Origin of the sequence: Halorubrum sp. DM2, from assembly GCF_901686465.1 — an archaeon.
Classification (GTDB): Archaea; Halobacteriota; Halobacteria; order Halobacteriales; family Haloferacaceae; genus Halorubrum.
The window spans coordinates 249,327-269,133 of record NZ_LR594487.1; the positions used below are offsets into that span (position 1 = coordinate 249,327).

Sequence of the window (19,807 nt, forward strand, 5' to 3'; positions counted from 1 at the left end):
CTGTCAGTCGTCGAGCGCGTCGATGTCGTCGAGAATCTCGACGGCGTGGTCCTCGGGAGAGACGCCCTCGTAGGCTAAGGCGACGGTCCCCGTCCCGTCGAGGACGTACGTGTTCCGGAACACGCCGTCGAAGGTGTTCCCGAACATCGACTTCTCGCCGTAGGAGTCGTACGCGGCCGCGACCGCCCCGTCGGGGTCCGAGAGGAGGGTGAAGGGCAGATCGTACTCCGCGGCGAACGGCTCCAGGTCCTCGACGGGGTCGTCACTGATCCCGACGACGGCGACGTCCCTGTCCTCGAACGCGTCCCACTCGTCGCGGAAGCTACACGCCTCGGCGGTACAGCCGGGGGTGTCGGCGCGCGGGTAGAAGTACACCACCGTGTGGCTCGCGGCGGCCGGGTCGACGGTGACCGTCTCGCCGCGGTGGTCGGTGAGCGTGATCTCGGGTGCGGAGTCGCCCGGGTCGAGCATACGAACTGACTCTCCTCGAACGAGTTAGGGGATTCGGTCCATTTTTACCGACTACTCGCAACCTACCCGTATCGATGGCGTGGCAACCGACGCCGTACACGGTTCCGCTGCTCGTCGCGGCGGTCGCGTCCTTCGCGTTCACCGTGTACGCGGTCGCCAACCGCTCTCGCGGCGGTCACGCCCTCCTGTGGAGCTTCGTCGGCGTCGCGGGCACCGCCGGCCTCTGGTCGCTGACGTACGCGGCCCAGCTGTCGGCGGCCTCGCTTCCGACCGCGCTCCTCCTCAACCGCTTCGTCTGGCTCGGGGCCGCCGGGTTGGCGGTCGCGTGGCCGGCGTTCGTCCTCTCGTACGTCGATAGGACAGCGTGGCTCGGTCGCCGGCGCTTCGCGCTCTTCTGGATCGTCCCCGTCGCGGTCGTCGCCGCGGTCTGGACCGTCGGCGTCGACCCGCTGTTCTACGCCGACCCGTCGCTCGTCGACGCGGGCGGCTACCGCGTCCTCGACTACGAGCCGACGCCCGCGCTGCTCGGGTTCGTCGGCTACACCTACGCGGTCAACCTGTTCACCTTCGCCGTCCTCGGCTACGCCGCGGCCACCCGCGACGGCGTGTTCCGTCGGCAGGCCAGCGTCCTCTTCGTCGCCGGCGTCGCGCCGCTGGCGCTCGGCGCGGCCGGCATCGCCGGCGTGATCGGTCCCGAGAACGGGCTCGTCGATTTCACTCCCGTCGCGTTCAGCGGGACCTCGGCGCTCTTGGCGTGGGTCGTGTTCCGGTACCGGCTGCTCGACGTCTCGCCCATCGCCCGCGACGCGGTGTTCGCGAACCTCTCGGACGGCGTCGTCGTCTGCGACGCCGACGGCCGCGTGGTCGACCGCAACGACCCCGCGCGGTCGCTGTTCCCCGACGCCGAACTCGGCGTCCACGCCGAGGAGGCGTTCGACGACGCCCCGTCTGTCGCCGAGGCGGTCACGGACGGGGCGGTCGAAGACGAGTTCCGCGTGACGGTCCACGGGAGCGGCGCGCCGCGGTTCCTGACCGTCGACGTCCACGGCATCACCGCGCCGGGAACGGCCCGCAGCGGGACGGTCCTCCTGTTCCGCGACGTCACCGAGCGGGAGACGCTCCAGCGGCGCTACCGCGCGCTCATCGAGAAGTCGCCGAACGTGATCGCCGTCTGCGGCGACGACGGGTTACTCCGGTACGTGAGCCCGTCGATAGAGCGCTTGATCGGCCACCAGACGAGCGAAGTCGAGGGCCGGCCGGTCATCGACCTGGTCCATCCCGAGGAGCAGCGGGAGGCACAGGAGGCGTTCGAGCGCGCCTTCGACAGCGACGAGCCGGTGTCGCTCTCGCACCGTATCGCCTGCGCCGACGGCAGTTGGCGGCAGTTCGAGACGGTGATCGAGCGGTTGTTCGAGGACGCGCGCGAGGTCGTCATCACCGCCACCGACGTCACCGAGGCCCGGCGGTACGAACAGCGGCTCCAAGTCCTGAACCGCGTCCTGCGACACGACCTGAAGAACGATACCAACGTCATCGGCGGGTACGCCGACCTCCTCCGCGACCACGTCGACGAGGAGGGGGACCTGTACCTCGACATCATCGACCGGAAGGTGAAGACGCTGACCCACCTCAGCGATCAGGCCCGCGAGATCGACGTGGCGCTCCACAGCGACGCGGGCCGGAGCGACATCGACCTGGCCGCGCTCGTCGAGCGGCTCTGTGACTCGCTGGAGTCGTCGTTCCCGCACGCCGCGGTGACGGTCAGCGTCCCCGAGTCGGCCATCGTCTCCGCCGACGAGCTCTTGGAGTCGGCGATCCGCAACGTGTTGGAGAACGCCGTCGTCCACAACGACCGCGACGACCCGCACGTCGAGGCGGCGGTCGTCGCCGACGGCGACCGGTTCCGGGTCGACGTGGCCGACGACGGGCCGGGGATCCCGCCGATCGAGCGGGCGGTGTTCACGGAGGCCCGGGAGACGGCGCTCGAACACGCGAGCGGGCTCGGGCTCTGGCTCGTCCACTGGATCGTCACGGAGTCGGGCGGCGACCTCGAGATCGACACCCGGGAGCCGACCGGCACGGTGGTGCGGATGTGGCTCCCGCGAGCGGCCGAAGAAAGCTGACCCCGCCTACACGTCGACGCGAACGACGTGGCCGCCGCAGCCGCACTGCTCGACGTACTCCGGGTCGAGGTCGTCGTCGAACGCCGCCTCCAGCGCGTCGAAGAGGTACCCCTCCGGGTGGCCGTGGTCGCCGTGAGTGACGAGGTTGACGTGGTTGCCCGCGGCCGTGTGCTCGACCGCTTCGATCGCCTGCCGGACGAGCAGGTCGCGGTTCGCGGCGTGTTCGGGGCCTTCGAGGTTCGCGGACCACGAGTTCTCGTGGACGTGGTCCGTCACCGGGTCCGTCACCGGGTCCGCGCCGTGGTCGTGGTCGTGATCGTCGTGTGTAGCCATCTCGATCGGAGGAACGTTCCCCACGCGGATACCGCTTCGAGCGAACATGTTCGACGGGAGGGTTACCACCGCGCGGCCCGTCGATCGATCCATGAGCGCCGACCCATTCGACGACGCGGACGAGCGCTTGGACGCCCGCGAGATCGACGGCGAACCGTTCGGCGATATCATGGCCGCGCTCGACGGCCTCGACGACGGGGAGTCGCTACTCCTGGTCAACAGCTTCGAGCCGGTCCCGCTGTACGACGTGCTGGCGGAGCGGGGGTTCACCCACGAGACGGCGAACCCGGCCGAAGACGAGTGGTTCGTCGAGATCACGCCCACCTGAGCGGAGGCTGAGACGGCTCGGTGACCCCGAGCCGGAGCGCCGCCGACCGCCCTCCGCAACCTCTTTGCGCGCGGTCGCCGAACCCGAACTCATGAGTCACGGATCCCTCGACGCGGACGCGGTCGAGAGCTACCGCGAGGCCGGCGCGGTGCTGACCGAGGCGATGAACGAGGCCCGCGAGATGGTCGAACCGGGCCGCACCCACCTCGAAGTCGCCGAGTGGACGGAGGACTTCGTCCGCGAGCAGGGCGCGGGGCTCGCGTTCCCGGTGAACGTCAGCGTCGACCCCGAGGCGTCGCACGCGACGCCCGGCCGCGACGACGAGACGGAGTTCGGCGAGGAGATGGTGTGTCTCGACGTCGGCGTCCACGTCGACGGCTACATCGCCGACGCCGCCGTCACCGTCGACCACTCCGGGAACCCCGAACTCGTCGAGGCCGCCGAGATGGCGCTCGAAGCCGCCCTCGACGAGGCCGGCCCGGGCGTCGAGGTCGGCGTCGTCGGGCAGGCGATAGAGGACGTGATCCGCGGGTACGGCTACACGCCCGTCCTCAACCTCTCCGGCCACGGCGTCCAGCGGTACGACGCCCACACCGGTCCCACCGTCCCGAACCGCGGCGTCGACCGCTCGGTCGAGTTGGAGCCGGGGCAGGCGGTCGCGATCGAGCCGTTCGCCACCGACGGCCGCGGCAAGGTGGGCGAGGGGACCGACGAGGAGATCTTCGAACAGCAGGGGTCGGCGAGCGTGCGCGACCGCCGCGCCCGGCAGGCGCTCGAAGAGATCGAGGCGTTCGACGACCTCCCCTTTGCCGCCCGCTGGCTGGAGTCCGACCGCGCGGAGATGTCGCTCCGCCGGCTGAAGCAGGCGAACGCGATCAAGGGGTACCCCGTGTTGAAGGAGGACGACGACGCCCTCGTGAGTCAGGCGGAACACACGCTGCTCGTCACCGAGGACGGCGTCGAGGTGACGACCGCGGGCATCCACGGCTTCGACGACTGATGGAGCGGATCTACGCTCCCTGGCGGATCGAGTGGGTCGAGCGCGACGCGGACCCGATCGAGGGCTGCCCGTTCTGCGTCCTCCCCGAGCGCGACGACGACCGCGAGGCCCGGATCGTCGCCTACAGCGACCGCAACTACGTCCTACTCAACAACGCGCCGTACAACCCCGGCCACGCGATGGTGATCCCGAACGACCACCACGAGGACCCGACCGACCTCGACGACGCGACCCTCCTCGACCACGCGAAACTGAAGGCGGCGACGCTGTCGGCGATGCGCCGCGACGTCGACCCCGACGGCGTCAACACCGGACAGAACCTCGGCGACTCGGCCGCCGGCGGCTCGATCGACCACCTTCACACCCACGTCGTCCCGCGGTGGAACGGCGACACGAACTTCATGCCCGTCACCGGCGGGACGAAGGTGATCGTGGAGGCGATCGACCGCACCTACGGCCACCTCCACGCCGGGTTCGCGGCCGGCGACGACGTGGTCGACGCGGGCGACGCCGACGCGGGCAAGGCGGTGCGGCTCTCCTTCGACCTCGGCGTCGACGCCGTCTGAGATCCGTCAGTACACTAACTCGCCCGAGATGAACTTCCGGGTGCGCTCGTCGGCCGGGTCCTCGAAGACCCGCTCCGTCGGCCCGAGCTCCGTGATCCCGTCGTCGAGCAGCACGGCGACGCGGTCCGCGACGCGCTCGGCCTGATGCATGTCGTGGGTGGCGAGCGCGACGCCGATCCCCCGATCGCTCGCCTCCCCGATCGCGTCCTCGATGACGGCGGTGTTGCGCGGGTCGAGGTCGGAGGTCGGCTCGTCGAGGAGGAGCGCGTCCGGCTCGTACGCCAGTGCGCGGGCGAACGACACGCGCTGGGCCTCGCCGCCGGACAGCGAGTCGGCGTGACGGCCCGTCTCGTCCGCCAGCCCGACCACGTCGAGCGCCTCGCGGACCGCCTCCGGGACGCCGCGCCCGAACAGCGACCCGATTCGGTCGGTCCACGAGCGACGGACGCGGAGCCCGTACTCGACGTTGCGCGCGACGGAGGCGTCGAAGAGGCTCGCCTCCTGGAACACCACCCCGACGCGGCGGCGCAGGGCGAGCCGCTCAGCCTCGGGGACCGTCCACGCGTCGGTGCCGTCGAGCGCGACGGTCCCCTCGTCCGGCTCCGCAGAGAGCGCGAGCAGGCGGAGCAGCGTCGTCTTGCCGACCCCGGACGGCCCGACGACCGCGAGCACCTCGCCGGCGTCGATCTCGACCGAGAGGTCCCGCAAGACGGTCTCGTCGCCGTACGACGCCGAGACGTCGGTCACTCGGAGCATCAGGCCGTCACCCCGCCGTCGCCGAAGTACACGACGACGGCGTTGACGGTCAACACGAGCGCGACGAGCACCGCGCCGAGCACCATCGCCGTCTCGTACTGGCCCTGCCGCGCCTCCAGTTGGATGGCGGTCGTCAGGGTGCGGGTCTTCGAGATCCCGTCCGCGCCCGTGATGTTGCCGCCGACGATGAGGACGGACCCGACCTCGCTTATCGCGCGACCGAACCCGGCCAACACCGCCGTGGCGATCCCGTAGCGCGCCTCCTTGATCACGACGAGCGCCGCGTCGAGCCGCGTCCCGCCGAGCGCGCGCGCGGCGTCGCGGACCCCGTCGTCGACCCCGTCGACGGCGGCGAGGCTGATCGCCGTGATCGGCGGCGTCGCGAGCACGAACTGCGACAGGATCATCGCCTGCTTGGTGAATATGAGGTTCAGCGACCCGAGCGGCCCCTGGTTCGAGACGGCGAAGAGGACGAGCAACCCGACCACGACGCTCGGGAACCCCATCCCCGTGTTGACCACCGACTTCACGAACCCCTTCCCGGGGAACTCCGCGAACCCGAGCGCGACCGCGACCGGCACGCTGACGAGCGTGCTCACGGCGACGGCGGTGACGCTCACGTACAGCGAGACGAAGATAATGCTCCGGACGTACCCGTCCCTGAACGGGAGATCGAGGAGCGAGAGCGCCAGTTCCGGGGTCGTCGCGAGAGCCACGAGTTCCGGAATCGCCGCGAGGGTCACGCTCACTCGTCGCCGGAGTCGCTACTCCAGCCTTCCGGTACGTACTGCTGGAAGTCCGGGTTCTCCGAGACCGCTCTGGGGAAGAACAGCTGCTCGCCGTTCACCTGGTACTCCGAGATCGACGCTTGGACGCCCGGACTCGTGATCCAGCCGATGTACGCCATCGCAAGGTCGTAGTTGGCGTCCTCGTGAACGCCGGGGTTCACCGCCATGACCCCGTACGGGTTCGCGAGGATCTCCGGGCCGTCCTCGATCGGTCCCTGAACGAGGATCGTCAGGTCGATCTCGGAGCGCTGCGAGATGAAGGTCCCGCGGTCCGAGAGCGTGTACGCACCCTGTTGGGTGGCGATGTTCAGCGCCTCGCCCATCCCGCTTCCGGTCTCCTGATACCAGTCACCGCCGGGGTCGGTCCCCGCCGCCTCCCAGAGGTTGAGCTCCTTCGTGTGCGTCCCGGAGTTGTCGCCGCGCGAGACGAACGCGGCCCCCGCCTCGGCGATCGACGTGAGCGCCTCCGTCGCCGAACCCATCCCCCGAATCCCGGCCGGGTCGCTCTCGGGACCGACGATCACGAAGTCGTTGAACATCAGGTCGCGGCGGTTGACGCCGTACCCGTTGCGGAGGAACTCGTCTTCGAGCCCGCGGGCGTGGACCATCACCACGTCCGAGTCGCCGTTGCGGGCGGTCTCCAAGGCCGCGCCGGTCCCCTGCGCGACGGCGTCGACCTCGACGCCGTACCTCTCCTCGAAGTCCGTGTGGATCGCGTCGAGGAGTCCGGTGTCGTAGGTGCTCGTCGTCGTCGTGAGCGTCAGCGTCTCGCCGGCGACGCCGGCGGCCCCGCCGGCGCTCCCGCCGTCGCTGGTCCCGTTGCCGGCAGTCCCGTCCCCTTCGTTGCCGTCGCCGCCGCTCGTCGACGAGCAGCCGGCCGTGCTCACTATCCCGGCGGCACTCAGCGCCGCCACGAACTCGCGGCGTTGTATCGTCATAGATACAACGGTGGGTCACCGCCACATATAGCTTACGTGCGCCGGTCGACGAGGGACGCCGGCGGGGCGAAAACGCCAACACGCCTCGGGGCAATCGCGGAGACATGGACGAGACGAGCGACCGCGGTCCGGCCGCCGCCGCCGCGGGCCGCGGCCGCGCCGCGCTCATCGAGGACGGCGTCGAGTTCGACGGCCGGGACGCGGCCCTGCTCCGCGCGGTCGACGCGGCGGGATCGGTCGCGGGCGCGGCCTCGGAGCTCGGTCGCTCCCGCGCCCGCGCCCTCTCGCGGATCGAGACGCTGGAGGGGGCCTACGGGACCCTCGTCGAGCGGCGGCGCGGCGGCGAGGGCGGCGGCGGGAGCCGACTCGCCGCCCCGGGACGCCGCCTCCTCGACCGCTACGACCGGCTTCAGGCCGTCCTCGCGGCGACCGCGGCGGTCCCGGAGACGGTCCTCGACGGCACCGTGGTCGCCGTCGACGGCGAGATCGGGGTCGTCGACACCGCGGTCGGCGAGCTGTCGGGATTTCATGGCGGCGGTGCGGACGCCGGGGGCGACGGGGCGGCGGTCGGCGACGCGGTCCAGGTTCGGATCGGTGCCGACGCCGTCACGGTCAACGACGCGGACAACGCGGTCGACCCCGACGCGACGAGCGCCCGGAACTGCCTCGCCGGGCGAGTTCGAGCTATCGAACCGGGCGAGACGGTGTCGACGGTTCGGATCGCGGTCCATGAGGCCGTCGTCAACGACAGCGACGAGGCGACCGACGGCGTCGAGCTGGCCGCGCTGATCACCGCCGAGAGCATCCGGCGGCTCGGTCTCGCCCCCGGCGATCCGGTCTCGATCCGGTGGAAGGCGACCGCGACCCGGCTGGTTCCGCAGACGGAGTGACGCCGGCGGTGGGCGGTCGCGTCGACGGGTCCTCCCGTGACAACCGCTCCCGCGCAAGCGAACGGTTTTTGCGTCGACCGACGGGAGAGATGGTATGAACGAGAACACCCCCGAAGGGGAGCCGCCGTCGGCGAGCGCTCCCCGGACGGACGGCGGGACCGAGCGCGCCGACGAGCCGGCCGAGGACGTCGCGCTCGACCCGTGGGGGTCGGCGTCGGTCGGCGACTACGCGGACCTCTTCGAGGAGTTCGGCATCGAGGCGTTCGACGAAGTCGGCGACGACGTGCCCGACCCGCACTACCTGATGCGCCGCGGCGTCATCTTCGGGCACCGCGAGTACGACGCGGTCGCCGAGGCGATGGCGAACGACGAGCCGTTCGCGGCGCTGTCGGGGTTCATGCCCACCGGTGACCCGCACATCGGCCACAAGCTCGTGTTCGACGAGATCATCTGGCATCAGGAGCAGGGCGGCGACGCGTTCGGGCTCATCGCCGACCTCGAAGCGCACTCGGCGCGCGGGATGTCGTGGTCGGAGATCGACGAACACGCCCGCAACTACCTCCTCTCCCTCCTCGCGCTCGGCTTCGACGCGGAAGAGGGAGAGATCTACCGCCAGTCCGACAACCGGACGGTACAGGATCTGGGGTTCGAACTCGGCTCGAAGGCGAACTTCTCCGAGTTCGAGGCCATCTACGGGTTCGACGGCGAGACCAACATCTCGCACATGCAGAGCGTGATCACCCAGACCGCGGACATCCTCTACCCGCAGCTCGTCGACGAGCCGAAGCCGACGGTGATCCCGGTCGGTCCCGATCAGGACCCCCACGTCCGGCTCACGCGCGACCTGGCGACCCGGGTGCGCTACTTCAAGGTGACCGAGGCGTTCGCCTCCTTCGAGCTGGACGACGACGAGCGGCGGCTGGTGCGGGCCGCCTACGACGCGCTCGCCGCCGATGCGGACAGTTCAGAGACCGACGTGCGCTGCGAGGACGCCGCCGACTGGCTCGCCGACTACGAGCCGCCCGAGAGCGACCGCGAGAGCGTGGACCTCGCGGCCGCGAAGGCGTCCGCGCTCGACAAGCTCGAAGCCGGCGGGAAAGAGCCGCTCCGCCCCCGCGTTCGCTTCTTCGACCGCAACGCCACCGACGAGGCGTTCGAGGCGCTGATCGAGGCCGTGGAGAGCGAAAAACGCGTGTTCGAGGGCCACGTCGACGCCTTCGACCTCACCCGCGGCGAGGCCGAGTCGGTCGCCCGCGAGGTCGAGATCGACCACGACGGGTTCGGCTTCCGGCAGCCCTCCTCGATCTACCACCGCTTCATGACCGGCCTGACGGGCGGGAAGATGTCCTCGTCGATCCCGGCGAGTCACATCTCGCTGCTCGACGACCCCGAGGACGGCTACGACAAGGTGCGCTCGGCCACGACGGGCGGGCGCGACACGGCCGACGAGCAGCGCGAACTCGGCGGCGAGGCCGACGAGTGCCCCGTCTACGAGCTGTACGCTTACCTCCTCGCCGGCGACGACGACGAGCTGACCAAGACCGTCTACTCCGAGTGCGTCAACGGCGAGCGGCTCTGTGGCGGCTGTAAGGAGCAGGCCGCCGAACTCATGCGCGAGTTCCTCGAAGACCATCAGGAGAAGCGCGAGGAGGCCGAGGAGCTGCTCGACGACCTCGACATCGATTTGGACTCCGACCGGCGCGGCACCGGCGGAGAGCACTGAGACGACGCGACCGAAACGCGCTGCTTACTGACGTTTTATCCCGCGGTGGCGCGCGCCTCCGAGCGGCCGCCACCGGCGGCCGCGAGGAGCGCCGCGCGAGGGAGTCAGTCGCCCGGAGCGAAGCGGAGGACGACTGACGAGGCTGGGGAGGTATGAGGCTGTACTGTGCGGTCGCGGGGCGGGACTCGAAGGGGCAGCCGGGAGGCGGGCGCAGGCGACGTAAGGACCGCAGGAGCGAACGAAGTGAGCGACGAGGACCGCAACGAGCGTGCGCCCGCCTCCCGGCTGGGGCTTCGGTAGTCCTCGTGTCGATCGCGGATTTACAAGCAACGACGTACGGCCGAGCGACTGGGGCCTCGACGGTATCTTCGCCGCCACGCCCCGTCTCACACTACAGTTCTTCCTTCAGATACACCCCGAGCAGGCCGCCGAGCGCGCCCAAAACCACGGAGTAGGCGACGCCGCCTATCACAGAGATCACTGTGAGGACGGCGATCACGCCGATTGTGAGACCGACTTCGAGCGGGATCGCGAAGAACCCGAGAAACGGGAGGAGTACCAGCACGAGCAGCAAGATGACGACGATCGGAATCGACGCGATCGCGCCGGAGAGCGCGCCGACCCGAAGGCCGTCGTCGCTCTCGGCCGTCCCGTCGCTACTCAGATACCCGGCGACAGCGCCGCCGAGGAGCGGTCCGAGACCCGTAAACGAGAGCAGGACCGATGCGACCGCGCCGATAACCGCGTTGAGGAGGGTGTTCTCGGTGTCCATAGGTGGTCGGACTCTCGGCGGCCGCATACGCTTTGCGGACGCCGCCGCACCGAGACGAGCCGACGCGCGACACTGTTGGCCGTGCCGAGCCGATGGTTTATGATGCGGGCGGTACCTGTCACGGGTATGAGCGAGGAGGAGGCCATCCACGTCGCGGACGTCAGCGAGGGGATCGGCGGCGACGCGACGGCGGAACCGGGCTCGCCGGTCGATCTCCCGGTCGTCGACGTGCTCACCGGCCGGTCCTTTATCACCGGGAAGAGCGGCTCCGGGAAGAGCAACACCGCGAGCGTCGTCATCGAGAACCTCCTCGACAACGGGTTCCCCGTGATGATCGTCGACACGGACGGGGAGTACTACGGGCTGAAAGAGGAGTACGAGATCCTCCACGCCGGTGCCGACGACGAGTGCGACATCGTCGTCTCGCCGGAACACGCAGAGAAGCTGGCGAACCTCGCCTTAGAGCAGAACGTCCCGATCATTTTGGACGTCTCCGGCTACCTCGAAGAAGACACCGCGAACGAGCTACTCTTAGAAGTCGTCAAACAGCTGTTCGCGAAGGAGAAGCGACTGAAAAAGCCGTTCCTGCTCGTCGTCGAGGAGTGCCACGAGTACATCCCCGAGGGCGGCGGGATGGACGAGACGGGGAAGATGTTGATCAAGGTCGGCAAACGCGGCCGGAAGCACGGCCTCGGCATCGTCGGGATCAGCCAGCGCCCCGCCGACGTGAAAAAGGACTTCATCACCCAGTGCGATTGGCTCTGCTGGCACCGCCTCACGTGGGACAACGACACGAAGGTGGTCGGCCGCATCCTCGGCTCGAAGTACGCCAGCGCGGTCGAGGACCTCGGCGACGGCGAGGCGTTCCTGATGACCGACTGGGACGAGTCGATACGCCGGATCCAGTTCCACCGCAAGCAGACGTTCGACGCGGGCGCGACCCCCGGACTCGACGACTTCGAACGCCCGGAGCTGAAGTCGGTCTCAAGCGATTTGGTCGGCGAACTCCAGTCCATCTCCGACGAGCAGGAGCGCCGCGAGTCCGAACTCGCCGACCTCCGTCAGGAGATCGACAAGAAGGACCAGCGCATCCAGGAACTGGAACGCGAACTGGAGGAGGCCCGCGACCTGAGCAACATGGCCGACCAGTTCGCGCAGGCCCTGCTCGGGAAAGCCGAAGCCCCCTACCGGGGCGGCGGCGGCGGGCGGCCCCCCGCCGAAGCCGACCGCCTCGGAACTACCGCCGCCGGCGAAAACGAGGCCGACGGGGGCGTCGACCAGTCCGTGCTCAAGTCGTACGACGAGGCGGTCGCCGCGACCGAGGCGGACGGTGAGACCGAGGTCGACGCGGAGGTCGAAGCGGACGCGGAGACCGAAGCAAACGCAGAGACCGCGGAGATCGCGGACGCCGCGGCGGACGACGGAGAGTCGGTCCCGGACGACGGCGACTCCGGCCCCGCGGCCACCGATTCCGGGGCCGTCGACCCGGCGGTCGAGGGTGAGTCGGGTCCGCCGGACGACGTCGACCCCGTTACCCGCGACGACGTGGCCGAGAGCGCGCTCCGGTTCGACGACGCGATCGAACTCGGCACCCGCGAGGCCGTCATCGAGGAGCTCCGCTCGCGGATCGAGTCGCTCCCGGAGCTCTCCCGGGGGATGCTCCGTCACTACCGGCGGGAGGGCGCGAGCGACCCCGTGGCCGCCCACATCGACGCCGGCGGCGACGGCGACTCCGGACACGCCTACAGCCGTCACCGACCGATCCGACGCGCGGGACTCATCCGCCACGCCGGCCGCGGCCACTACGCCTACGCGGTCCCGGAGCTCGTCCGCGAGGCGTACGCCGACCGGCTCGACGAGACGCAGGTCGACGAGATCGTCCGCGCCGTCGAGCGCGTCTTCGTCCCGCCCGCCGAGCTGAGCTACCCGCCGGACGCCGACCCGTCCGACGTCACCAGCCCGGACTCTGCGGAGGCGACCCGTCCGTCCTGTGAGAGCGCCTCCGATGGGCCGACCGTCCCCGAGAACGAGGACGCGATTGCGGCCGGCGAAATGACTACCGACGACGGCGACGCGGTTGCGGCCGACGGCGACCCGATATCGGACAGTGGGCGCGCCGCATCGGACGGGGCGGTCGGCTCGGACGGGGCGGTCGGCTCGGACGAGGCCGAGGCGGCCCGCGACTCTGAGTTGAGCGACGCCGCGCGGCGGTTCGCCGAGCGGTCGGAACGCTGAGACGCCCGCTCCGGCGAGCGGTCGGCGGCGGCGAGACCCTTCCGGGGTCAGAACGGCAGCGAGAGGTACTCGCTCGGGACCGCGTTCCGCGCCGTCACCTGCGGATCGACCACCTGACTGATCTCCAGTCCGCCGACGAGGCTCGAAAAGAGGTACGCGTCGGTGCGCGAGAAGCCGTGGTGGTGCGCCAGCAGATCCAGCATGTCGCCGTTCGCCAGTTCGACGGCCTCTTCCACCGTCTCGGCGCTGGCGAGGGTCTTCACGGCGTCGCCGGTGTCGACGACCGGCCGGTCCAGCGAGACGGGCGGGTCCTCGATCACGGAGAGCGTCGCGTCGACCTCGACCGCGATCTCCGCGCCGGTCCCGCACATCTCGCCGTCGGCCATCGCGGCCTTCGCGTCCCCCATCGCTAGCATTGCGCCCTCCTGAAAGACGGGGAAGTAGACCGTCGTCCCGCCGGTCACGTCGGTCGTGTCGAGGTTCCCGCCGTGGTCGTCGGGCGTGAGCGTCGAGACCGTCTCCCCGCCCGTCGCGACGCCGATCGTTCCGATCACCGGCTCGATCGGCACGTCGATCCCCTCGAACTCGATCCGTCCGCCGTCATCGCTTCCGGCGGCTGCCGCGCCGTCGCGGTCGACCTCGGTGATCCGCGTCGCGGGATGGTCGATCTCCGGGTCGTCCCGAAGCAGGCCGAATCCGGGTGCCGTAAGCACTCGACCGCGGTCCTCCGCGACGCGCACGGCCTCGATGTCGACCGCGAGGAGGTCGCCCGGACTCGCGCCCGCCACCGCGATCGGCCCGGTCGCCGCGTTGACCTCCTCCGGGATCGCGTCGAGGAGGTCGTCGTCGGTCTGGATCGCCCCGTTCAGGCTGTCCACCGTCTCGACCGTCAGCGACTCGCCGTCGGCGGCCTCGTAGACTGGGTCCATTTCGGGGGCGAACTCGTAGACGTGGCCGTCGCGGTGTGAGACGACTTCTCGTGACATCGGTTCGGGATCCGCGCCGCACAGTAAAAAATCCGGGCGGCGAACTCGACGCGAGCGGAGCGTCGCGCCGACGGGGTATGCCGCGACGACGAAGCGCTTCGCGACCGTGAGGGCGTTACTCGTCGCTCCCGTCCGCGTCTTCCTCGTCCGCGTCGCCCGCATCCGCGTCGCTTTCGGCGTCTGCCTCGGTCCCTTCGTCGTCCTCGTCGTCACCGCCGAGTCCGGCGGCCTCGAAGGCGGTCTCGATCTCGTCGACCGGGACCGTGCGGAAGCCGTCGGCCTCCGTCACGGTCGCGACGGCGAGGTCCGACGGCTCGAAGTCGTCGTCGTGGGCGGCCAGCGCCGCGACGGCGAGTTCGATGCCGTCCTCCAAGGAGAGGTCGTCGCGCCACTCGTCTTCGAGGTGGCCCTGGATGTCCTGTCGGCCGCCGCCGATGACGGTCGCCTTCCACTCGTTGGGCGTCCCCGAGGGGTCGGCCGCGAACAGGCGCGGCTCGCCGTCGTCGATGCCGCCGATGAGGAGGGCCGCGCCGTACGGCCGCGTGCCGCCGCGTTGGGTGTTCTCTTGGATGTGGTCGGTGACGAACTTCGTCAGCGTCTCGACGCCGACCGGCTCGCCGTAGCGCAGGCGGTTCCCCTGCGACTGGCGGCGCGCGAGGTCAATCAGCTGTCGGGCGTCGGCGACGTGGCCCGCGCTCGCGGTGCCGAGGTGGTCGTCGAGCTTGTGGAGCTTCTCGATGCTCTCCGCCTCCATCAGCGACGAGGAGGGCCGGGACATCGCGACGAAGACGACGCCGTCCGTCGTCCGGACGCCGACGCTCGGCGCGCCCCGAGAGACCGCCTCGCGGGCGTACTCCACCTGATAGATCCGGCCGTCCGGCGAGAACAGCGACGTACCGCGGTCGTACGCCTGCTGATCGTTACCGCCCATCATCGCCGATCACCCGCTCGCGCGGTGTCACGCTCGCTCATTACCTTCCCTTGCGTCGCGCCGTTGAAAAAGGGTCCGTAACCGGTACGTCTCGGTCCCGACCGGAACCGCGGGGCCAGCGTAGGGTTCGGCCGCCGACGGATATATCCACGCAGGTCGCTTAGATAGTCTGACATTGACGCACACACGAACTTCAGCCGCGCTGCTGGCCGCGCTGACGATTCTGTCGGCCGTCGGCGGGGCGTTCGCGGTCGGCGGGGCGGCGGCGGTACCGGACGCGCGGATCACCGTCGGGGCGGTCGGGGTCACCCCGAGCGATCCGGCCGTCGGCGAGCGGACGGCGCTGAACGTCACCGTCTCGAACTCCGGCGGCAGCGACGCGGCGGCGAACGTGACCGAAGTCCGCGTCCGCGACGCCGACGGCGACGTGCTCGACAGCGCCAGCGGCGTCGGCGCGCTCTCGGCGGGCGACTCGCTCGACGCGACGCTGTGGACGACGTTCGAGGAGCCGGGCGAGAAGCGGCTCACCGTCGAGGCCGTCGCGAACCAGTCGACGACCGGCGAGTTCGTCACCGTTAGCCGCGACACGGTGATCGAGGTGCGGCCGACGGAGGTGTCGCTCGACCTGCGGACCCGCGCGCTCGACCCCGAGGACCTCCAGAGCGACGACGGCAGCGAGAGCCCGACAGCCGACCTCGGTGTCGGCGGCATTCAGGGCATCTTCGGGGGCGGTGGCGGACTCGACGCCAACGACGGGGCACAGAGCGAGGAGTCGCCGCCGGTCGCCGACTCGCCCGTCGAGGTGACCGTCGTCAACACCGGCACGACGACGGCCGACCGCGTCAGCCTCCGGGCCGTCGGGACCGCGGTCGAGAGCGGCGACGGCGAGGCGGCTGACGACGGCGGGGACGCGGGCGACGACGTGAGCGCCGAAGAGACGGTCTCCGTCGGCCCGTTCGTCGTCGAGGACGTGGCTCCCGGCGAGGAGCGCCGGGTGATCGTCGACCTCGGGCCGCTCGACCGCCGCTCGGCGGTGACGGTCTCCGCGGCGTTCCGGGCCGACACGGACGCGCGCGACGACCGCGGGGCGGACCGCACCGCGGAGTCGACGGTGACGTATCCGGTCCGCGAGGCGACGCCGACCGTGACCGACGCGACGGTCCGCGAGGGCGCGGACGGCGCGGTCGTCATCGACGCCAACCTCGGAAACGTCGGCGACGGGGAGATGACAGGCGCGGTCGTCTCCGTCGGCGACGCGCCCGGCGTCGAGCCGACCCCCGCCGGCGGCGAGTACTTCGTCGGGTCGCTCTCGGGCAGCGACTTCGTCGGCTTCGAACTCGAAACGACGACGAACGCCTCCGTGGCGGAGGAGATCCCGATCCGCGTCGCCTACACCGAGCGCGGCGTCCGGTACACGGAGACGCTGACGGTGGCGGCCCCCGAACCGGACGACGAGAGCGACGGCGGCGGGACGCTCGGCCGGATCGGCGTCGGCGGAGTCGGGTCGGCGGGCACGCTCGCGAGCGCGCTCGCGCTCGTCGGTCTCGCCGGCGCGGTCGGCTTCGCGGTCAGGAGCGGGCGCGTCGGCGGGTCGAGGGGTCGGCGACGCGACGGACGCGACGGGTCGGCACCGTGAGCGAGAACGCCGCGGACGACGCCGGGGCCGCCGACGCGGCGGCCGACGGCGACGTGGCGGTAGACGGCGACGCGGTCGACGACGACGCGGCGGTAGACGGCGACGCGGTCGACGACTACGGTGTCGCGCTTCGCGGCGTCGTCAAGCGCTACCCGAGCGGCGGCGGCGAGCCGGTCGTCGCGCTCGACGACGTCGACTTCGCGGTCCGCCCCGGCGAGTTCGTCGCGGTGGTCGGTCCCAGCGGGTCCGGGAAGTCGACGCTGTTGAACGTCCTCGGGCTGCTCGACGACCCCACCGCGGGCCGCCGCCTGCTCGACGGCACCGACGTGACGAACCTCTCGGCGGCCGAGCGCACCCGGGCGCGGAAGGAGTCGATCGGGTTCGTCTTCCAGGACTTCCACCTGTTGCCGACCCTGACCGCCGTCGAGAACGTCGCGATGCCGACCGCGTTCGACCCCGGCGATGCGAGCGACCGGGCCGCGGACCTCCTCTCGCGGTTCGGGCTCGGGGACCGGCTCGACCACGAGCCGAGCGAGCTCTCCGGCGGCCAGAAGCAGCGCGTCGCCATCGCCCGCGCGCTCATCAACGAGCCGTCGGTGTTGCTCGCGGACGAGCCGACGGGGAACCTCGACACGGAGACCGGCGAGTCGATCCTCGCCGAGTTCGAGCGTGTGAAACGGGAGGGCGTCGCCGTCGTCGCCGTCACGCACGACCCGCTCGTCGAGGAGTACGCCGACCGCGTCGTCGATCTCACCGACGGGGTGATGACCGGCGGGCTGCCCGACGACTCCCCCGTCGCCCGAGGTGAGCGATGAGCGACCGGAGCGCCGACGGTCTCTCGGGCTGGCTCCGCGGGTGGGGACCCGCGGTGTCGATGGCGTCGCGGAACCTCCGCCGGAACCGGGTGCGGACCGTGCTGGCCGTGTTGGGCGTCTGTATCGGCGTCCTCGCGGTCGCGGCGCTCGGCATCTTCGGGAACGTGCTGGCGCTCGGGGCCGACGACGCCATCGGCGACATCGGGACGCAGGTCGTGGTCTCGCCGAACGCCGACGCCGGCGTCGAGTCGCTGTCGAACGCGGACGTCGCGTCGATCCGGCGCGCGGTCGACGGGGCCGCGGGCGGCGGGGCGGCGGTCGTCCCGCTGTACTCCGACAGCGCCACCGTCGCGCGGCAGGGCGACCAGACGTTCGCGACGGTGTACGGGGTCGAGGAGCCGGCGCTCGCGTACGAGGCCGCGGAGGGGAGGTTGCCCGAGCGCCACCGACAGGGGGCGATCCTCGGCGCGGGGGTCGCCGCGGACCTCGGGGCCGGCGCGGGCGACACCGTCGAAATCGCCGGCTCGCAGGTGCGCGTGATCGCGGTGCTGGTCGAGAGCCAGACGTTCAGCCCGGTCGCGCCCGACGACGCCGTCTTCCTCCCCGAGTCCGCGTTCTCGGCCGACGGCTACGCGCAGGCGCTCGTGATCGCCGACTCGGGCGCACAGGCCAACGCCGCCGCGGACGCCATCCGCGAGGAGGTGAACGCGCGCGAAGACCGGGTAGAGCTGTTCGAACTGGCGGCCCTCGTCGACGAGATCAACGAGTTCTTCGGCCTGCTCTCGACGTTCCTGCTCGGCCTCGGTGCCATCTCGCTCGTCGTCGCCGGCGTTTCCATCCTCAACGTGATGTTGATGAGCACCGTCGAGCGCAGACAGGAGATCGGGGTGATGCGCGCGGTCGGCATCGCCCGCCGCGACGTGTTGCGCGTCCTCCTCGCCGAGGCCGGACTGATCGGCGCGGTCGGAGCCGCGGCCGGCACGCTGCTCACCGTCCTGCTCGTCGCCGGCCTCGTCCTCGCGACGCCCGCCGTCGACGCCGCCCTCGTGCTCGACCCGACGAACGGCTACTACCTCCTTCTGGCGCTCGGCTTCGGCGTCGGCGTCGGGATCGTCAGCGGCGCGTATCCCGCGTGGAAGGCGGCCAACGAGCGCCCGGTCGAGGCGCTTCGGAGCTGATTCGAGGAGACGACTGGGAGCCCGTTCCGGATCGTTCGCCGAACCCGGGAGATCCGAGCCGAGATCGGGTGACAGGGCCTCCCGTCGAACGCTTCTCATTTGGACGCGAGATTGAACGAAATGGACGTCGCTAAGGCGTGCGAGTCGACCGGTTAGAATCCCACCAATTCGAGTACGAGCCAACTGATACCATTGAGCTAGATATTCACAGAAAACATATACGCACCCATTGACACCGCTTCCGTGTGAAACGCCGAGATCTCATCGCTGTCGGATCCCTCTCTCTCATTGCTGCCGGTTCTGGCTGTATGGATCTCTCAGAGGGAGAATCTCAGGACGAGCCGCGGGTGAGTATGCCCGTCACTGCAGACAACATTAGAGTCGGCTTCGATACCGAACAAGTTATTGAGATATTCGACCTGGCAGGAAGCCAATTACCTGAGGAAAATCAGGAGCATACCGTCAGAATAGACGTTACCCCGTTAGAGCAGTATGGAGTAAACACAGAAGATCTCTCTGTCGAAACCACACAAGGGAGATACGGATCTACAGAGGCTTACAACAACAACGTCGATACTTTGGATATCACTGACGGGATTATTGACCTCGTGATTCGTACGTCGGAGGATGCGTCCGATGCGGACCCGATCGCATTGAAGTTGACAGGATACCAGTTCACAGATGTCGAAGCAGTGACTGAAGTCCAATACGACGTTCAATCCCCCGATGACCATGTGGAGTTCCGCCAAGGCAGTTTCCACGGTGGTAAAAGCGGGAGTAAGTGTGGTTTCGCGCTTTCATTAGACGGGGAGTTCACACTCGTTAACCCTCAGTTACTCCCACCAACACTGTGTCCGAATTCAATTAACACCTATCGTGAGACCCAACAGGATCTCTACGTTGAGTGGCTGACTCCAGAAGCTGACGAGGTAGTAATCGAGATTGATATATCGTTACTTGAAGAGTACGGAACAATAGAAGGGTTCACCATTGAGCCACTGAGCAAAAGTCGTAATTCTGATGAACCTATGGTCTGGGGCGCAACTCTTGAGAATTTAGCAATTGATGATTGGACAATTTCCATGAAACTAGTGCCAGATTCCGGCACTAACTACGCTTCGGTAGGTGTCCAACTCAGTGGAATAAATCTCAACATCGGAGACCCGCTCAGAGATGTTTCATACGATATGACTATTGAAGGAGACGCTGATGAGACGGTGGAGACGGAATCATTCGACATCGTTGATGATCCGCCTGATAACGATCATTAATTGTCAAGACTGACTCGTTTTTTTCGTGAAGTGATCTGACGAATAACTGGCAACTAAGGTTCGGAGT

General features: G+C 69.4%; 19 protein-coding genes. 11 read left to right on the forward strand and 8 right to left on the reverse strand.

Annotation, left to right across the window (positions count from 1 at the left end; genetic code table 11):
- Positions 1–3 precede the first annotated feature (3 nt).
- On the reverse strand, positions 4–471 hold the full coding sequence (locus QOL69_RS01270; protein ID WP_048077650.1) for a peroxiredoxin: 468 nt from the start codon (positions 469–471) through the stop codon (positions 4–6).
- A 74-nt stretch (positions 472–545) separates the two neighbouring features.
- Here QOL69_RS01270 and QOL69_RS01275 point away from each other — a divergent pair, with 74 nt between their 5' ends.
- Positions 546–2,594: a histidine kinase N-terminal 7TM domain-containing protein gene (locus QOL69_RS01275; protein WP_283401730.1), complete on the forward strand. Its 2,049-nt coding sequence runs from the start codon at positions 546–548 to the stop codon at positions 2,592–2,594.
- Between the two features lie 6 nt (positions 2,595–2,600).
- Here the strand turns inward: QOL69_RS01275 and QOL69_RS01280 are convergent, their stop codons facing one another.
- Complete coding sequence (locus QOL69_RS01280) at positions 2,601–2,927, reverse strand: CGCGG family putative rSAM-modified RiPP protein (RefSeq protein WP_283401731.1); 327 nt, start codon at positions 2,925–2,927, stop codon at positions 2,601–2,603.
- A gap of 91 nt (positions 2,928–3,018) precedes the next feature.
- On the opposite strand from QOL69_RS01280, the gene QOL69_RS01285 reads away from it, so the two are divergent.
- From QOL69_RS01285 to QOL69_RS01295, 3 genes are all read left to right on the forward strand, one after another.
- On the forward strand, positions 3,019–3,255 hold the full coding sequence (locus QOL69_RS01285) for a DUF2249 domain-containing protein (RefSeq protein WP_048077648.1): 237 nt from the start codon (positions 3,019–3,021) through the stop codon (positions 3,253–3,255).
- Between the two features lie 91 nt (positions 3,256–3,346).
- Entirely contained in the window at positions 3,347–4,255 is a 909-nt protein-coding gene (gene map / locus QOL69_RS01290) for a type II methionyl aminopeptidase (RefSeq protein ID WP_283401732.1), read from the forward strand.
- Positions 4,255–4,821, forward strand: coding sequence for an HIT family protein (locus QOL69_RS01295; RefSeq protein WP_283401733.1), 567 nt, complete (start codon positions 4,255–4,257; stop codon positions 4,819–4,821). Before map ends, QOL69_RS01295 begins: the two co-directional genes overlap by 1 nt.
- Before the next feature lie 6 nt (positions 4,822–4,827).
- Here the strand turns inward: QOL69_RS01295 and QOL69_RS01300 are convergent, their stop codons facing one another.
- From QOL69_RS01300 to QOL69_RS01310, 3 genes are read right to left on the reverse strand one after another with little or no spacing between them, the layout of a single operon-like run.
- Entirely contained in the window at positions 4,828–5,577 is a 750-nt protein-coding gene (locus QOL69_RS01300) for an ABC transporter ATP-binding protein (protein ID WP_283401734.1), read from the reverse strand.
- A complete protein-coding gene (locus tag QOL69_RS01305; RefSeq protein ID WP_283404194.1) occupies positions 5,577–6,293 on the reverse strand; it encodes an ABC transporter permease in 717 nt (238 codons plus the stop codon). Before QOL69_RS01305 ends, QOL69_RS01300 begins: the two co-directional genes overlap by 1 nt.
- A 29-nt stretch (positions 6,294–6,322) precedes the next feature.
- Entirely contained in the window at positions 6,323–7,303 is a 981-nt protein-coding gene (locus tag QOL69_RS01310) for an ABC transporter substrate-binding protein (RefSeq protein WP_283401735.1), read from the reverse strand.
- A gap of 104 nt (positions 7,304–7,407) precedes the next feature.
- On the opposite strand from QOL69_RS01310, the gene QOL69_RS01315 reads away from it, so the two are divergent.
- Complete coding sequence (locus tag QOL69_RS01315; RefSeq protein WP_283401736.1) at positions 7,408–8,193, forward strand: TOBE domain-containing protein; 786 nt, start codon at positions 7,408–7,410, stop codon at positions 8,191–8,193.
- 94 nt (positions 8,194–8,287) lie between these two features.
- On the forward strand, positions 8,288–9,916 hold the full coding sequence (locus QOL69_RS01320; protein WP_283401737.1) for a tryptophan--tRNA ligase: 1,629 nt from the start codon (positions 8,288–8,290) through the stop codon (positions 9,914–9,916).
- Positions 9,917–10,307: 391 nt separating this feature from the next.
- Here the strand turns inward: QOL69_RS01320 and QOL69_RS01325 are convergent, their stop codons facing one another.
- Positions 10,308–10,688: a DUF5518 domain-containing protein gene (locus tag QOL69_RS01325; RefSeq protein ID WP_048077646.1), complete on the reverse strand. Its 381-nt coding sequence runs from the start codon at positions 10,686–10,688 to the stop codon at positions 10,308–10,310.
- A 126-nt stretch (positions 10,689–10,814) separates the two neighbouring features.
- On the opposite strand from QOL69_RS01325, the gene QOL69_RS01330 reads away from it, so the two are divergent.
- Complete coding sequence (locus QOL69_RS01330; protein ID WP_283401738.1) at positions 10,815–12,923, forward strand: ATP-binding protein; 2,109 nt, start codon at positions 10,815–10,817, stop codon at positions 12,921–12,923.
- Positions 12,924–12,970: 47 nt separating this feature from the next.
- On the opposite strand, the gene QOL69_RS01335 is transcribed toward QOL69_RS01330, so the two are convergent.
- Together QOL69_RS01335 and psmA are read right to left on the reverse strand one after the other, a co-directional pair.
- Positions 12,971–13,909, reverse strand: coding sequence for an acetamidase/formamidase family protein (locus QOL69_RS01335; RefSeq protein ID WP_048077681.1), 939 nt, complete (start codon positions 13,907–13,909; stop codon positions 12,971–12,973).
- A 115-nt stretch (positions 13,910–14,024) separates the two neighbouring features.
- Positions 14,025–14,843, reverse strand: a complete 819-nt coding sequence (psmA, locus tag QOL69_RS01340; RefSeq protein ID WP_283401739.1) for an archaeal proteasome endopeptidase complex subunit alpha — start codon at positions 14,841–14,843, stop codon at positions 14,025–14,027.
- A 166-nt stretch (positions 14,844–15,009) separates the two neighbouring features.
- Here psmA and QOL69_RS01345 point away from each other — a divergent pair, with 166 nt between their 5' ends.
- The 4 genes from QOL69_RS01345 to QOL69_RS01360 all read left to right on the forward strand — a co-directional run bounded on the left by QOL69_RS01345 (position 15,010) and on the right by QOL69_RS01360 (position 19,740).
- Positions 15,010–16,476, forward strand: a complete 1,467-nt coding sequence (locus tag QOL69_RS01345; RefSeq protein ID WP_283404195.1) for a CARDB domain-containing protein — start codon at positions 15,010–15,012, stop codon at positions 16,474–16,476.
- A gap of 53 nt (positions 16,477–16,529) precedes the next feature.
- A complete protein-coding gene (locus tag QOL69_RS01350) occupies positions 16,530–17,291 on the forward strand; it encodes an ABC transporter ATP-binding protein (protein ID WP_283404196.1) in 762 nt (253 codons plus the stop codon).
- The gene (locus tag QOL69_RS01355) at positions 17,288–18,469 is read left to right on the forward strand and encodes an ABC transporter permease (RefSeq protein WP_283401740.1); all 1,182 of its coding nucleotides are present in this window, start codon (positions 17,288–17,290) and stop codon (positions 18,467–18,469) included. Before QOL69_RS01350 ends, QOL69_RS01355 begins: the two co-directional genes overlap by 4 nt.
- A 245-nt stretch (positions 18,470–18,714) precedes the next feature.
- Positions 18,715–19,740: a hypothetical protein gene (locus QOL69_RS01360; protein ID WP_283401741.1), complete on the forward strand. Its 1,026-nt coding sequence runs from the start codon at positions 18,715–18,717 to the stop codon at positions 19,738–19,740.
- The last annotated feature ends 67 nt before the right edge of the window (positions 19,741–19,807 follow it).